16 protein-coding genes are annotated in these 16,014 nt (G+C 26.4%); 7 read left to right on the forward strand and 9 right to left on the reverse strand.

Annotated features, from left to right (window positions below; translation table 4 throughout):
• Positions 1-16: 16 nt before the first annotated feature.
• The 3 genes from hinT to EXC37_RS02875 are packed head-to-tail and all read right to left on the reverse strand — an operon-like array spanning position 17 to position 3,891.
• Positions 17-355, reverse strand: a complete 339-nt coding sequence (hinT, locus tag EXC37_RS02865) for a histidine triad protein HinT (protein ID WP_006608860.1) — start codon at positions 353-355, stop codon at positions 17-19.
• 1 nt (position 356) lies between these two features.
• The gene (locus EXC37_RS02870; protein ID WP_029891896.1) at positions 357-1,676 is read right to left on the reverse strand and encodes a HinT-interacting membrane complex lipoprotein P60; all 1,320 of its coding nucleotides are present in this window, start codon (positions 1,674-1,676) and stop codon (positions 357-359) included.
• 19 nt (positions 1,677-1,695) lie between these two features.
• The gene (locus tag EXC37_RS02875) at positions 1,696-3,891 is read right to left on the reverse strand and encodes a HinT-interacting membrane complex protein P80 (RefSeq protein ID WP_029891897.1); all 2,196 of its coding nucleotides are present in this window, start codon (positions 3,889-3,891) and stop codon (positions 1,696-1,698) included.
• 134 nt (positions 3,892-4,025) lie between these two features.
• Between EXC37_RS02875 and EXC37_RS02880 the strand changes: the two genes are divergently transcribed.
• Positions 4,026-4,622, forward strand: a complete 597-nt coding sequence (locus EXC37_RS02880) for a hypothetical protein (protein WP_029891898.1) — start codon at positions 4,026-4,028, stop codon at positions 4,620-4,622.
• Positions 4,623-4,767: 145 nt separating this feature from the next.
• Positions 4,768-5,478 (forward strand): purine-nucleoside phosphorylase, encoded by a 711-nt coding sequence (locus EXC37_RS02885; protein ID WP_029891899.1) that lies wholly within the window; start codon positions 4,768-4,770, stop codon positions 5,476-5,478.
• Positions 5,479-5,529: 51 nt separating this feature from the next.
• Here the strand turns inward: EXC37_RS02885 and EXC37_RS02890 are convergent, their stop codons facing one another.
• Genes EXC37_RS02890 through gmk form a run of 5 tightly spaced genes read right to left on the reverse strand, consistent with a single transcriptional unit; the run spans position 5,530 to position 9,369 of the window.
• Positions 5,530-6,183, reverse strand: a complete 654-nt coding sequence (locus tag EXC37_RS02890; protein ID WP_029891900.1) for a ribulose-phosphate 3-epimerase — start codon at positions 6,181-6,183, stop codon at positions 5,530-5,532.
• Positions 6,183-7,010 carry a ribosome small subunit-dependent GTPase A gene (gene rsgA / locus EXC37_RS02895; RefSeq protein ID WP_029891901.1) on the reverse strand — a complete coding sequence of 276 codons (828 nt, stop codon included), beginning with the start codon at positions 7,008-7,010 and terminating at the stop codon, positions 6,183-6,185. Before rsgA ends, EXC37_RS02890 begins: the two co-directional genes overlap by 1 nt.
• Positions 7,011-7,016: 6 nt before the next feature.
• Positions 7,017-8,009 carry a serine/threonine-protein kinase gene (locus tag EXC37_RS02900; RefSeq protein ID WP_029891902.1) on the reverse strand — a complete coding sequence of 331 codons (993 nt, stop codon included), beginning with the start codon at positions 8,007-8,009 and terminating at the stop codon, positions 7,017-7,019.
• Positions 8,010-8,017: 8 nt separating this feature from the next.
• Positions 8,018-8,779 (reverse strand): PP2C family protein-serine/threonine phosphatase, encoded by a 762-nt coding sequence (locus EXC37_RS02905; RefSeq protein WP_129693846.1) that lies wholly within the window; start codon positions 8,777-8,779, stop codon positions 8,018-8,020.
• A 2-nt stretch (positions 8,780-8,781) separates the two neighbouring features.
• Entirely contained in the window at positions 8,782-9,369 is a 588-nt protein-coding gene (gene gmk / locus EXC37_RS02910) for a guanylate kinase (protein ID WP_029891904.1), read from the reverse strand.
• 99 nt (positions 9,370-9,468) lie between these two features.
• Here gmk and secG point away from each other — a divergent pair, with 99 nt between their 5' ends.
• From secG to EXC37_RS02935, 5 genes are read left to right on the forward strand one after another with little or no spacing between them, the layout of a single operon-like run.
• Positions 9,469-9,702 carry a preprotein translocase subunit SecG gene (gene secG, locus EXC37_RS02915; RefSeq protein ID WP_006608870.1) on the forward strand — a complete coding sequence of 78 codons (234 nt, stop codon included), beginning with the start codon at positions 9,469-9,471 and terminating at the stop codon, positions 9,700-9,702.
• 3 nt (positions 9,703-9,705) lie between these two features.
• Positions 9,706-11,817: a ribonuclease R gene (gene rnr / locus EXC37_RS02920; RefSeq protein ID WP_029891905.1), complete on the forward strand. Its 2,112-nt coding sequence runs from the start codon at positions 9,706-9,708 to the stop codon at positions 11,815-11,817.
• Between the two features lie 2 nt (positions 11,818-11,819).
• Entirely contained in the window at positions 11,820-12,620 is an 801-nt protein-coding gene (locus EXC37_RS02925; RefSeq protein ID WP_029891906.1) for a tRNA1(Val) (adenine(37)-N6)-methyltransferase, read from the forward strand.
• Between the two features lie 2 nt (positions 12,621-12,622).
• Positions 12,623-14,167 (forward strand): methionine--tRNA ligase, encoded by a 1,545-nt coding sequence (gene metG, locus EXC37_RS02930; RefSeq protein ID WP_029891907.1) that lies wholly within the window; start codon positions 12,623-12,625, stop codon positions 14,165-14,167.
• Entirely contained in the window at positions 14,167-14,451 is a 285-nt protein-coding gene (locus tag EXC37_RS02935) for a putative quinol monooxygenase (RefSeq protein WP_051660707.1), read from the forward strand. Before metG ends, EXC37_RS02935 begins: the two co-directional genes overlap by 1 nt.
• Before the next feature lie 64 nt (positions 14,452-14,515).
• On the opposite strand, the gene tig is transcribed toward EXC37_RS02935, so the two are convergent.
• Positions 14,516-15,949 (reverse strand): trigger factor, encoded by a 1,434-nt coding sequence (tig, locus tag EXC37_RS02940; protein WP_006608875.1) that lies wholly within the window; start codon positions 15,947-15,949, stop codon positions 14,516-14,518.
• Positions 15,950-16,014 lie beyond the last annotated feature (65 nt).

The following is a 16,014-nucleotide window of genomic DNA, read 5'->3' on the forward strand; positions in this document are numbered from 1 at the left end:
AGAGGTCTTTTTTATATTATTTCATAATAATTGCTTTTTCTCTAAAAGGAATCACATGTACATGAGTGTGAAAAACAGTTTGATCTGCCATTTCACCAGTATTAATAATAATTTTAAATCCAGGAATGCCTTTATCCAAAATTTCCTTTTTAGCAAGTTTTCTTGCTACATTAAATACATGTCCTGCAGTTTCATCATCCATTTCAGTTACATTTTGACTTCATTTTTTAGGAATGACCAAAAAATGTCCTTCACGAAATGGGTATTTATCATAAATTGCAATACATTTATCATCTTCATAAAGAATGTCACTTGGTAATTCACGATTAATGATTTTTAGAAACAAATCTTTCATTCTAGCTCTCTTTCACGCTTACAAAAACTTTATCTTTTAATGCTTTAGTTAAACTATCATCAATATTTTCTAAAGTTAATTTATAACCCAGTTTTGCAAATGCAGTTTGCGCTGTTGTATATAGAGCACTATCTTTGAGATAGTAAATATAACTAAGTTTGTCTAAAGCATCTTTGTAAGGCGTATTTTCAAATGATAAAAGTGTAATAGATTCAGTTACTTTTGGATCTTCTCCAACAGGAATATTAGTTGGTGTTAATTCAGCAATTGGAACGATTTGATTTAAATACACAACAATTGCTTTGTCAGTTGTATCTGAATCATTGGCAAAAGGTGAATAAGCATTTGTTTCACTTACATTGGTTAAAAGTTTGTTTGTTTTTGGATCATAATAACCGTTTAGTGAATATGAATCTGAAGATGGTGATGTTAATTTTTTAAGATTTTCATAATCTCAAAATAGACCATATTTATTAACATTAGTTTCAAAGCCTGAATATCCTCTTAATGTTGTGTCTAATGAATTAGTAGTTAAAATTTGTGAACTGTTACTTGCTAAAGTATTATTGTATTCATTAGTATTTTTCAAGAATTGATTAAATGCTTCAGGGCCTGTAATAAAGCCATATCCTTGTAAAAAGAAATCATCAGTTGAAATTGAAGAAGTTGATGCTTTTTGTCAAATTTGTACCATTCTTTTACTTAAAGCATATTTATTCAAGAAATAGTTTTTGTTTGAATACTTCATATATGAAGCAGTAAATTTAAAGTTATCTTCAATTTTTTTAAATGATTCTACATCTGAAAGTGTGAAGTATTTATAAACTAACAACATCTTAAGTACATCAGCTCTAATGTTGCTTGCAGTTGTTTTTCAATAAATTTTAAAAGCATCTTTTGAAGGAACATCTGAAGATGTTATTTGTTGATTTAAAATAGATGCTTCTTGTGGACTTAAATTAGCATTTTTAGTTAAAGTAATATTTAATTCAACAAAATAATAAGGATTGTTTTTTAATTTTTCTTCTGCATAAATTTTAAAAGCATTATATGCATCATTAAATAAATTTGGATTTTTAGTATCTATTTGTGTATTTAAATAATCACTAAATTTCACATTTTCTTCTTTTTGATAACCATAAAGTGAAGCAACTGTTACCTCTAATCAGTTAGTTTCAACTGATTGAATAAAGGCTTGTTCTTGTAAAGCTTTTGTTTGCTTAATTTTTTCTGGAGTATCAACTACATTACCACAAGCTACAGCTAATAAAGGAAGTGAAATAACTGAACTAACTGCAAATTTTTTAAAAAGTTTTTTCATTTTAATTTTCCTTTCCTTATTATCTGTTTTTAAAAAGATTTAATAATTCTTTTAATTTCTCGTTTAAAAGATTATCTGCTGTTTTTTCAAAGTTTGAATTGTTGTTTGCAAAGTAAGTTTTATTATTTTTAATTACAAAATTAGCATCAGCCCCATTTTGTGCTCTTGTTTTCATTCACTCGTTTACATTTTTAGTAATAGTTAAGGCTTTTTCAGAATTTGTTGATAACTCAACATTATTATTTATTGATAATAATTCTTCAATTGCTACATCATCATATTTAGCATTTGAAAGATTTGAACCATTTTCATCAGTAGCATAAATATTTGTTTGTTCTTTCAAGTAATTAACGAATTCATTATCTGATAACATAGTTCTTATTACATTTTGTTTATTAGTGAGTGAAGTATTAATAGTTGCTAGAGCATTATATTTAACACCAGAAAGTTGTTTGAATTTGTTAGAAAGAACAAAATCATTTTTAATCATTTTCAAAATTTGATCTTGTTGATTTTCAACTGTATCACCTAATGTTTGGGTATTTAATAAAGTGATACCATTTTTGGTTAGTAAAACAAAATTTTCACTATCTTTTAATTTGTATAAAGTGTAAATTTGTTTTTTACCATCAACTTCAGGACCTATTTCAAATAATTCCGCAAGTTTAGCAGTCACAAGTTTTTTATATTTATCTGTATATAAGCCTTTTTCATTAACATCATCTGTTTTATCAAAAGCATCTTTCATTGCTTCATTAAATTGAGTAAGAACTTCTTTTTTCTTGTCTAAAGTATCTGCATCAGAATATGTAGGTAATGTTATTGACTGATCAGAAGCAATTGCTTCTTGAATTTCTTTTAATTTACCAAATAAATCAATAGTTTTAATTTCTTCACTACCTAATAATTCAGGGATAGTTGTAAATGCTTTTAATGCTTCGTCGCTATTAGTTAACAATGTTGTTAGTGATGAAATTCCTTTTGTACCAAAATTATTTTTTAGCTCACTTGTATCTTTTGAAAGTTTATTCAAAATATCACTATAATATCTAGCCTTTAATGGTAAAGTAGATGAATTTTCATCATTCAAAATAGTTACATATTCTGAAAATGGTTTAAAGAAATCCTTAACCATTTGATAACTATAAATTGGTGCAGTCTCGTCATTTGATCTAACAGGTCATGCGTACATTAAATATTTAAAAAAGTTTCTATCTACTGTTCAATTATCACTATTTTTAACTTTTGCAATACCTGGTAAAGTAAATTGACTAAATAGATATGGATTGTCGCTATTTAAATAGTATTTAATAAATGATAAAGCATCTTTATGGTTGGTATCAAAACTTTCTGTCATGAAGCCCATATATTGATCATCAAATTGGAAATAATTTCCGTTTTTATCAGTTTCAGTAATTTCTTTTAATCATGGGAAAACTTTTTCACCTTTTTTAAATAAAATTTTGTTAGTATCAACACGGCCATTTTCATCTGTCGCATGAATGTCATTGTTAGCAACTCTTTCTAGTAAATCTTTAACAGATGAAGTTGAAAGTCTAAAACGACGCAATGCATCATTTTGAATTTCATTAAATACTTTTTTATCTACTGCTTCATCAATAGTGGTGGCACCTTCGTAATTTGAAATTAACAAATTATTAAATTCTGTTTCTCAATTTGAAAAACCATATTTTTTAATTGTGTTTTCTTTTAAGTCTAACAATTCATTTTGATATTGTGTTTTTAATTCCACAATTGATTTTAACGCTATATTATTTACTTCTGCTGTTCCAGATTTTCTTGATGCATTCAATAATTTTTGATACTCTTTTGAAGCTTTAGCTTCTTTTTCATAGAGATAGTAAACTGCTAAACGATAAAGTTGATCTAATTTGTCTTGATATTTTTTTTCTGTTTCATTTTGATTACTTTTCTCAAGATCCCCGAAAGTAATTGTAAAAATTTCAGTATTATCCACAGGTGATTTAAATGAATAAATTACTTTAGTATCTGGTTCTTTGTCATTATAAGTAGTTTTTGTACCGGTTATAACAAGAGGAACTGTAACACCAACGATTACAGCTAATGTTAAAAGTGATCCAAAAACTAATACCTTTCAACTTTTTCTCTTTTTAACTTTAGTAGATGATGCGTTTTCATGGTTTGCATTTTTCTTGGCTAAACGTTCAAAAAAAGTTTCTTTTCTCTTTGCCATGATTTCCTTTCATGCTCTAATAAATGTATTTAGATTAATATATTAATACTTAATATAATATTATAAATTTAAATATACAAATATAAATAGAAATCAAAATTTCATTTTTATTCTTCTTTGCTTATAATTTGAACATGATAAATAATCAAAATATTAAAAACGCATATTTAAAATTGTTTGAGATTGCAAGAAATAATTATATTTCTCTAACTTTGTCTTATGACACTGTAAAAAAGATTAAAAATTCAAAAAATTTCTTTTTGAAAGATTTTAGATTTTGCATTTTTTGAAAAGATTATTATTTACTTAAACAAAAACATCCTGAACTTTTCATAGATAATGACAGTGCAAATTATTTTGAAATGTCACCTTGTTTTATTTTTAATAATGAACGAATTTTTTTAGATTTAATCATTGAAACAAATGAAGAAAAAATAAATAAATTTCTTAATAAAAAAAATCTAAAACGCTTTTTTTATAGCTTTGTTCGTAAAAAATCATTGATTGATTATTTTAAATATTTTGGATATTCTAAATTAAGTTTGGATGAATTAATAAAGAACTTAAGAGTGGAAAAATATAAGTGTTTTATAACACAAGGAAAAACATTATCAAATTATTATATATTTGACAATTTGAATTTAAATTTTTTAAATTCTGTGGTTATCGATGATTATGAATATTTTTATTTTTCAACTTTTAATGAACAAAAACCAAAAAGAATTAAGTAGAATTTTTGCCTAATACCCACAAGTTTATACACTTTATTTAGGATAATAACTTTTCAAATTTTTTTTATTTTTTTATATCTTTAAATTTCCAAAATTACTCTATTATTAAAGCATAGATAATAATAAAAAATAATAGGGAGTTAAAATGTCAACACATATAGGAGCAGAAAAAAATCAAATTGCTAATATTGTTTTGCTTTCAGGAGATCCACTAAGAGCAAAATATATGGCATATAAGTATTTAGATAATGTTGAACTAGTAAATTCAGTAAGAGGTGAATTATTTTTTACTGGCTATTTTAAAGGTAAAAAAGTTACAATTGGTGGTTCTGGTATGGGAATGATGTCAATTGGAGTTTATGCACATGAACTTTATGCAGATTATAATGTCGATTTAATTATTAGATTGGGTTCAACAGGATCATATGTTGATGAAATTAATTTATTTGATGTAGTAATTATAAACAGAGCATACTCAGATAATGTTTCAATTGCACAATTAACCAATAATGAAACTACAAATGAATATTTTCCTGATGAAAATGCAAGTAAATTATTAAAAGAAAGTGCAGAAGAATTAAAAATTCCTTATAAAGAGGCTTCTGTTCATTCAACTGATGTTTTTTATGCAGTTAGACCACTTGAAGAAACTAAAAAAATTAGTCAGTGTCAAGTAGTTGAATGCGAAAGTTATGCACTTTTTGCGGTAGCAAAAAAATTAAATAAAAAAGCTGCAACCATTTTACAAGTAAGTGATAGTTTAGCAAAAATGGAATTTACTGACTCACTAACAAGAGAAAGAAAATTTACTAATATGTTCGAAATTGCTTTAAATATGGTTAAAAATTTCAAATAGGTTTAATAAAAAACAAAAGACCAAAATCTTTTGTTTTTTATTAAATAAGTTTTATTTTTTTAAAATTGAATTAATTGTTTCTTTTGTGGGATTTTTAATTAAAAAAGTACCGACAACGCAGGCGTCAGCTCCTGCTTTAAAGGATTGTGGACCAGTAATATTATTAATTCCACCATCAACTTGAATTAAAAAATTTAATTCTTTTTTAAGTCTTAAATTTTTTAATAACTTAATTTTATCTAAACTACTTTGAATAAATTTTTGCCCACCTGCTCCAGGTTCAACAGACATTACTAAAACAAGTCTTAATAAAGGTAATAAATCCTCAATTTCTGAAACTAAAGTACTTGGTTTAATTGCTAACCCTATGTTCAAATCATGCTTGTTTTCTCTTAAAAATTTAAGTAATTTAGTTTTAGAAACTGCTTCATAGTGTATTGTTATAATATCAGCCAAATTTTTGTATTCGCTTGCTATTTCTAGAGGATTTGAAACCATTAAATGAACATCTTTGAAATGTTTTGGACAGTCTTGATTAATTTTTTCAATTTCTGAGTATTTTATAGCTGTATTAGGAACAAAAACTCCATCCATTACATCATAATGAATTCATTCAATACCTTCTTTTAAAAGGTTGTTTACCATTTCAATTCTTTTGTTTTCATCAACATTTAAAATAGATGGAGTAACATATCTTTTTTTCATTAATTTATCTCCTTTAAAAGCTTTAAATAATTTTCATATCTGAAAGTAGGAATTTTTTTACCCACATTTAATTTAATGTTGCAATAGTTTTCTGGTTCCTTATCATGCAAACATCATTTAAATTTACATTCTTTAGACAATTCTTTAAACTGAAAGAATGATTTAGACAATTCTTCCTTTGTCATTTTTATTTCTAATGAAGAAAATCCTGGTGTGTCAATTAAATGACCATCAAAAATATCGTAAATTTGCACAATTCTTGTTGTGTGTTTACCCCTGTCAGCATGTTTAGAAATTTCTTGAGTTTCTAAGTTTAACCCTAAAATAGTATTAATAATTGTGGTTTTTCCAACGCCACTTTGGCCCATAAAAGAACATGTATTATCTTTGAAAATTGTTTGAATAATTTTTACCCATTCATCTGTTTTATTGTTGATTTCGTAAATTTTATAATTTAGTTTTTGGTAATCTTCAAATTCTTTACAATGAGCTAAATCTGTTTTTGTTATAAAAATTATAGGTTCAATATTTTTGCTCTCAATTAAAGCTAAATATTTATCAACTAAAAATGATTGAAAATTAGGATTTTTTGCTGACATTACTACAATAATGTGATCAATGTTCGCAACTTTTGGACGAATAAAACTATTTACTCTTTCATAAATACTTGTAATATAGTTATTTTCGTCAAAATCTACATAATCTCCAACTAAAGGAGTGATGCCATTATGTCTAAAAGATCCTGCTGCTGGTAAAAAATGAAAATTACCTTTTTCATCTTTAATCTGATATTTACCACCGTTTGATGAATAAATTCTTCCTCTCATTTTCACCTACACCAACACTGCTACTAAAACAATAATTAAAATTAAAATTGCAGCTATTGTTCCTATTGCAGAATAAATAAAAATTTTACTGTTGATAATATCTTGAAAAGTTTTTTTCTCTTTAATTTTTCTAATATCAAGTGGTTTTTCATAAACTCTGTTTGGATTGAGAGAAGTTTTTAAGTCTTTTGAAAATTCATAAATTGTTTTGTATCTTTTTTCTGGATCTTTTGCTGTTGCCTTAATAATAACATTGGCCAAAGCTTGAGGAATATCAACTATTTTAGTAATATCAGGTAAAGGAGCATTTTTTTGTTTGTTAATGGTTTCTGCTGCATTTGATCCTTTGAAAGGATACTCAGCAGTAAGCATTTCATAAAGTAAAATTCCTAGAGCATAAATATCGCTTTTAAAGGTAGGAATTGAACGATCAACACATATTTCAGGAGCCATATAATAGACTGATCCAACTATTTTTTGTTCTTGTGTATATCTTTCACTATTGTCATCTAATGCTAAACCAAAATCAATAATTTTAATGTTTCTATCTCTAGTAATCATGATATTATTGCTTTTTATATCACGATGGATAATTTTAGAAGAGTGTAATTCTGAAAGACCTTCTGCTATTTGTAAAGCATAGTTAACAGCTACATTTGGTAAAAGTCTTCCTTCTCTTAATTTATCTTTAAGACTAGTACCTTCAACATATTCCATAATAATATACTGTTCTCTTTCATCAATAAAAGCATCAATAAATTTAGCTACTTTTGAAGAATGAACTTTTGAATATATTTTGATTTCTTGTGCAAATCTTTTTTTTGTTGTTTCTACATCAGATTTTTCTGGAAAAACACTATATTTAAGTGCATAAAAGACATCTTCAGTATTGTCTCTTTCTTGTATTTTGTAAACTTGAGCAAATCCTCCAGACCCAATTTTGTTAACTATTTTATATTTTTCATAAACTTTACTATCATTAAGTATTTTAATATCCATTTTTACTCCTATTTTTCGTCTAAGACTATAATTCCTGCAGATAAGTTATCATTTGAATGATTTAACATTGCTTGTTCAACTAAAATTTCGCATGTGTCATCTGGGTTTTCTTTAGTTTTAAGAATTTGTGTAATGGCCATATTATCTAAAAAACCATGCACACCATCAGATGTAGATAATAACATTTGAATAATGTTGTAGTGATCTGATACATTATGAATTTCTAGTTTAGTCTTTTTCAATGGACCTAAGGCTGAAGTTAAAGCTCTTCATCCCTTAAATTTTAAAGCGTCTATTTTTGATCAACCGTCTTCTAAAACTAATTTGTTATATACATTATGATCTTTTGTAATTTGGTGTAAATCACCGTTTTTAGTAAGTAAAAAAGTTCTTGAATCTCCGATATTAAAAATAATAATTGTTTTGCTTTTTGAATCAACAAATGCTCCTGTTAGAGTTGTTCCCATATCCATTTTTGCCTCATCTCCATTAGCAGCATTTTTCATATTTGTTTTCACTTTTTCTAAAGTATTTTGAAATCATTTCACAAAATTATTTATATTATTAGAGTCAAAAGATTCTGGTAGCGTTGTAAAAAATTCATTTTTAAAAACATTAATAGTTATTGTTGAAGCTAATGAACCTCCAAAATGTCCTCCCATACCGTCGCAAAGTAAAAGTAAAGCAAATGTATCTCTTTGCAATACATCTACTCTATCTTGATTCTCTAATCTTTTTGTTCCTATATTTGAATTTTTACCAATATCCATATTTATGCGCCAATCTCTTTGATAATTATCTCTTCAACTTGTTTTGCAGCTATTTCTGGAACATCATTAATGATTTGATATTTAAAATTATGTCTTTCTTCCATTTCCTGATGAGCTTTTGCTAAACGTTTAGTAATAGCTTCTTTTGTTTCAGTATTGCGATTTAAAATTCTTGCTTCAAGATCTTCAAAAGATGGCGGAGAAACAAAAAAGGTAATAATTTTGTACTTATTTAAATTATTTTCATCTGACAAAATTTGTTTTGCCCCAAAGGTTTCAATTTCTAAAAACGGAATTTTGTTTTCTTTGTGAATTCTCTCAATTTCACTATGTAATGTGCCGTAAAAATTTTCAAAATGAAAACTGTACTCTAGTAATTCATTATTATCAATATGTTTTTGAAAATCATCTTTAGAAATGAAAAAATAATTAACTCCGTGTTTTTCTCCTTCGCGTGCTTTTCTTGTTGTGGCAGAGCAAGAAAGTTTTAAATTAAGATTTTTATTTGCAAAAAGAATTTTTTCAATAGTGCCTTTCCCAACGCCGCTTGGTCCGGTAAAAATAATAATTGGTTTTAATTGTTGATTCATTTTTAATACCTTTCTCAAATCTTTAAATCTAATTTTATTATTAAATATTAATACATATATAATAATATTAATTTATTTACATAAATTTTAAGGAGCAAAATGATAGTTGTCACAATTTTATTAATTATTGTTTCTCTTGTTTGCATCGGTGTTTCATTATTGATGTCTCCCGATTCAAATGCTTTTTCAGGAGCTCTTGTAGGTTCTGGAGATTTAGAACTTTTTAAAAACTCAAAAGAAAGGGGAATAAAAAAAATTCTTAAATATACAATGTTATCAGCGGGCATTTTGCTCTTCATTTTAAGTATAGTTTTAAGAATTTTAATAAAATAATTTATGGTTAATGAACAACAGATAGAAAATTTAATTAAACAAAATCCTTATATTGATTTTTTAAATTTAGCTAAAAAAGCAAAAATTAAAATTCAAGATAACAAAAAATTAACACAGATTTTGTTTAGATTAAAAGATGCTTATAGAATTACTGAACCTAAAAAAGGTTTTTATGTTGCTTTAGAACACTCTAGTGATATTAAGGGTGTTTTAAAATTTGTTCAAGAGGGTAAATTTGCTTTTATTGACTTAGAAAACTCGCAGAACATAAGTGAAAGTTATTTTGTTCCCAAAAATGAATTTAACGGCGCAATTAACAATGATTTAGTTTCAGCAAGTGTCTACAAAATGCTTGATAAAGATAAAGAAAAACAATTTGCGGCCGTTAAAAAAGTTCTTGAAAGAAGTGTCACACAAATTACCGGAATATATGAAAAGGGTGATAAATTCCCTATTTTTAAACCTATTAATAAAATTTACAATTCTTTAAAATTTAAAGTTTTAGGAAGTGAAATAACAGTTGAAAGTGATGATATTGTTTTAGCTCAAATTGTAGATAATAAAAATGGACTTACAGGAATTAAATTCATTAAAAAAATTTCTTCTACTTCTAATCCAATGGGCTTTGTGCAAGCCTTAATTAGTGAAAAAAATGTTCCTTCTTCTTTTCCAAAAGAAGTAATGGATCATGCACATTTTATTCCTGATGAAATTGCTAATGAAAATCAAAGTGAGAGACTTGATTTAAGAAATGAATTAATTGTTACTATTGATGGTAACGATACAAAAGATTTTGATGATGCTATTAACGTAAAACAAATTGACGAGAACACTTATGAATTAGGTGTCCATATTGCAGATGTTTCACATTACGTTCATGAAAATGATCCAATTGATATTGAAGCTTTAAATAGAGGAACTTCAATTTATTTGATGGATAGAGTTATCCCTATGCTTCCCGAAAAATTATCTAATGGTATATGTTCTCTTAATCCCAATGTAGATCGCTTTACAATGTCAATTATCATGAAAATTGATAAAGAGGGAAACACATTAAGCACAGATTTAAAGCAAACAATTATTAATTCAAAATATAGATTAACATATGATAGAGTTAATGAATTTATTAATGAAAATAAAAAATTCGAAGATGAAAATTTAAATCAAATGTTAGAAAAAGCTGTTGCTTTAGCTAAAATCATCAGAAATTTCAAAAATAATCAAGGCTACATAGATTTTGAAATTGTTGAACCCTACATTAAATTAGATGAAAACGGAAAAGTTATCGATATATTAACTAAAGCAACTGGATTTGCTGAAAATCTCATTGAAGATTTCATGGTTAGAGCAAATGAAGAGGTGGCTAAATATTTAACAAGACACAAGTTTCCTGCTATGTATAGAATCCATGAAAAACCAAGCGAAGAAAAACTGGACTATTTTATTTCTGTTTTAAATGAACTAAATATTAATGTTAATATTGATCGTAATAAAATAACTCCAAAATCATTTCAAAAAATCATTAATGCAATTAAAGAACAAAGACATGACGAATTTCTTAAAATTTTATTTTTAAGAACGATGTCTAAAGCTATTTACGCTGCAGAAAATATTGGCCATTTTGGTTTAGCTAGTGAAGATTATTGCCATTTTACAAGTCCTATACGTAGATATCCAGATCTTGTGATTCATAGAATTATAAGAGACTTAGTTTTAAATAAAAAACTTGACAGAATTTCACATTACAAAATGAATTTGCCATTAATTGCTCAACAAAATTCTAATTCTGAACAAAACGCAGTACAAATTGAACGTGATACTAATGATTTAAAATATGCTGAATATTGAAATTCAAGAATTGGCCAAATTATCAAAGGACAAGTTGTAAGTATTCAATCATTTGGTATGTTTGTTGAATTTTCAAATAAAACTGAAGCAATGGTTCATATTTCTAATATGTGCGATACACCTTTTGAAACAAATGAATTAAAAACAGAATTAATTTCTGAAAATAAAAAAATTAAACTTGGTGATTTTGTAGATGTTGTTATTATTGGAGCAGATATAGCTAATGGAAAAGTTGACGCTGCTTTAGCTAATTGCCCTGTAAAATAGTCATGTTAGAAAAATTTAAAAATAGAAATTTAGTTAAAAACTCTCTTGGTTTTGATTCGAATTTGTTTGTTTATCAAGATAAAGATATGTTTAACTATTCTGTTGATACTATTTTATTAGCTAATTTTGTTTTTATAAATCACAAAATACACAACATTTTAGAAATAGGAACAAACAATGGTGCTCTTTCTATTTTTTTGGCCGAAAGAGATGAAAAGTTAAAAATTGATGCTCTTGAAATTCAAAAATCTGCTATTGAAGTTGCAGATTTAAATGTAAAACTTAATAAAAAAGAAAAACAAATTAATTTAATTAATGAGGATTTTAATCTTTTTTGAAAAAATATGATTAAAACTTCTTCAAAAAAATATGATTCAATTGTTTGTAATCCTCCTTTTTACACTGTAAGCAAGACGAAAATGAGTAAAAAAGTAAGTAATGAAATGCTTATAGCAACTCATGAAATTATGTTAAATTTAGAACAAATTATTGAAGGTTGTTCTAAAATAATTGAACAAAAAGGATATCTATCAATGGTTATTCCTGTCGAAAGACTTGTGGATTGCTTTTGTTTAATGAGGCAATATAAATTTGAACCTAAAAGAGTTCAGTTTATTATTCCAAGAATTCAGGATAAACCAAAATTAGTTCTTGTTGAAGCTAGATATCAAGCTGGTTGAGGCGTTCATTTTCTTCCTAATTTATATTTACATGATCCAAATAATAAAATTGATCATGAATACTTGGATGAAATAAAAAAATTGTATAAGCCTATAAAAAAGATTGATAAGGATAATAATTAATTATGAAAAAGAAAACTTTTTATATTACTACTCCAATTTATTATGCTTCAGGACCTTTACATATTGGTCATTTATATTGCACCATTATGGCTTGAACTATTAGAAACTACAAAAAAAGTCAAGGTTATGAAACTAAATTTTTAACAGGTAGTGATGAACATGGTCAAAAAATTGCAAATAAGGCTAAACTAAAAAATATTGAACCTAAACAATTTGTTGATGAACTTGTTACAACTTATAAAGAAATGTGACAAAAATGAAATATTGATTTTGATTATTTTAGTAGAACAACTGCTCCGCATCATGAAGAAGCAGTTAAGCAAATTTTTAGCTGATTTTTAAAAAATGATTTTATTTACAAAAGTAAATATGAAGGATTATACTCTGTTGAAGATGAAGAATTTTTAACCAAAAATCAGGCAACTTTCAAAGATGGTGAATATTTTCACCCTTCATCAGGTCATAAACTTGTTGTAATGAGTGAAGAAAGCTATTTCTTTAAAATTCAAAAGATGCAAGACTGATGAGTTAATTATGTTAAATCACATGGAGATTTCTTAATGCCTGATAAAGTTGTTAATGAAATGTTCAACAATTTTGTTAACGAAGGTTTAGAAGATTTATCTGTTACGAGAACTAATGTAAAATGAGCTATTCCGGTAAATGAAGATTTTAATCATACTCTTTATGTTTGGCTTGATGCTTTATTTAATTATGTAACTGCTTTGGGTTATAACGTTAATGAATCTAATTCTCATGACTACTTGAAATACTGAGTTAATGGTGATGAAATTGTTCATCTTTTAGGTAAAGAAATTTCTCGTTTTCACTTTATTTATTGACCTATGTTTTTAGAAGCTTTAGGTCTAAAGTTGCCAACAAAAATTATTAGTCATGGACTTTTGAGAGATAAAGATGGTCGTAAAATGTCTAAATCTCTTAATAATGTCATTGAACCACAATATTTGTTAGACAAATATCATGATGAAATGATTAAATACTTTTTCGCTTCACAAGTTGTTTTTGGAGATGATGCAAATTTTGGAGAAGATAAACTTAAAGAAGTTATCAATGCTGATTTAGTTAATAACTTTGGAAACTTAATTTCAAGAACATTAAAAATGTTGGATAATTCTTTCCCTAACGGTCTTGTTTATAGACAAAGTGAAAAAAGTATTCATAAAAATATTGATAGTGAAATTATTGCTTTTGTTTCTTCATATACAAAAGAAATGGATCAATATAAAATAGATAAAGGTTTAAAATTAGCAATTGAATTAGGAAATAAACTAAATAAATACATTGATGAAACTACTCCATGAAAATTAACTAATAATTTAGATGAATTAGAACTAATTTTGAGTAGATTGTTGAATGGAATATATGCAATGGCATTTGCATTGCAAATTTCGCTTCCTAGAAAAATTGCTGAAGTAGCTAAAGCCTTAAATATTCAAACAATAGATAAAGATTTAATTACAAACTTTAATAAGTTTGATAACATAAAACCGCAAGCCAAATTCATGCTATTTGAAAGGTTAAAATAATGATTTATTTAGTTCTTAAACACATGAAAATTAAAAATGAATATAAAGAAGCATTTTTAAAACAAATTATTGAATGACAGAAAGTTGCTAAAAAAGAAGAATTGAATCTTTCTATTGATGCTTCTTGAAAAGACGAAAATAACTTAGTTATAGTAGAAAGATGAAGTTCAGCAAAAGCTTTTGATAAATATGTGGCAACCGAAGAATATAAACAGATGTGAAATAATATTCTTCCACTTCTTGATGCTAAACCTCTTGTCTTAAAGTATGAAACGTTAATTTAATGCACATAAAAGTGCATTTTTTTATATAAAAAATAAGTAACCTTAACCAGTTACTTATTAATTATTATTTTTCTTCTGTTTTTTCAGCAGTTTCTTCCGCTTTAACTTCTTCAAGCGAAACATAGTTAGCAATTGCTTTATCTGCTTCTTTTAAAGCTTTTTCGTATTTAGCATATGCAGCTTCATCGAATTTTTTCAAAATCAATGCTTTAATTTTCAAGTCTTCAATTTGAGCTTTAAATCTGTCTTTGATTTGTGGATTTGATTCAACAAATGATTTCACTGATGAACCTTCCATACCCATTGTTAAAGCTTGTAATCTGTAAATATCTTCGTAATCAGATTCTTCAATTTTAACTTCTTTTTTAACTTCATCAACGATTTTCATGATGATTAAAGAACGTTTAATTTTTACTTTTTCTTCTTCAGCGATTAATTTGTCTAATTCTTCTTCGCTTTGTCCTAATAATTCAAGATAATCTTTAAATTTAACACCTTGTTGTTTAAGAACTGCTTTAATTTCATCTTTTCTTTTTGAAACTTCACGATTAAGAATTAATTTGTTAATTGTTACATCATTAGAATTTAATACTTGTTCAATAACTTCATCGATGTATTTATCTAAAGCAACCATTAATTTTTGTTTGCCCATTAAAATAGTTAAAGCTTTTTTAGCTTCTTCAACTGTTTTAGCTTTTGAACCAACATTTAATTGATGTAAGTTATTTTCATTCAATTCAACTTGCTCTGGTCTTTTAGCTTCAAGAATTTCAACTTCAAATTCTGCTTTTTGTCCTGCTAATTTTGAAACTGGATATTGTTCTGGGAAAGTTACTTTAACTGTTCCTTTTCAACCTACATTTTTACCAACTAATTGGTCTTCATATGTGTCAATAAAAGTTTTTGAACCTAATTTTAATTCAAAGTTTTCAGCTGATCCACCATCGAATAATTCATCATTTACATATCCTTTGTAATTGATTGTTACTGTGTCACCTAGCTGAGTTTTATCTTTTTTGTCAATTGGCAATAATAAGGCAGTTTCTTTTAATCTTTCAGCAATGAAATCATCCACATCTTTAGCAGTTGGTTTTTCAATAGCAATTTTTGCTTTGGCTTTTGAGAGATCAATTTTATCTAAATCAGTATCAAGTGGGAAAATAACTTCCAATTCTAATTCTTCTTCGCTAACTTTTTTAAGTTCTAAAGAAGGCGCAAAAATAACTCTTTTGCTTTCTTTTTGCACTTCTTCAAAAATTGCTTTTTCATTTTTAGCTAAATATTGATTTAATGCCTTGTTGAAAACATCACCCATGTTTAATCTTTGTTCAAGAATATGTTTTGGAGCTTTACCTGGACGATATCCTGGAACTTTAATTTTTGAACTAACTTCTTTTTTTGCTTTTTCAACAAGAGATGTTCATTCGTCACCAGAAACTTTAACAACTTTTTTAATTTCTGCGTTCTTTTCGTCTAAAACGATTGTTTTGTTTGACATTGTTCTCCTTCAATGATAATGTGTATTATAACTAGTATAAATATAATGATAATTATAATATAAAT

The organism is Mycoplasmopsis columbina, assembly GCF_900660685.1.
Taxonomy (GTDB): domain Bacteria; phylum Bacillota_I; class Bacilli_A; order Mycoplasmatales; family Metamycoplasmataceae; genus Mycoplasmopsis; species Mycoplasmopsis columbina.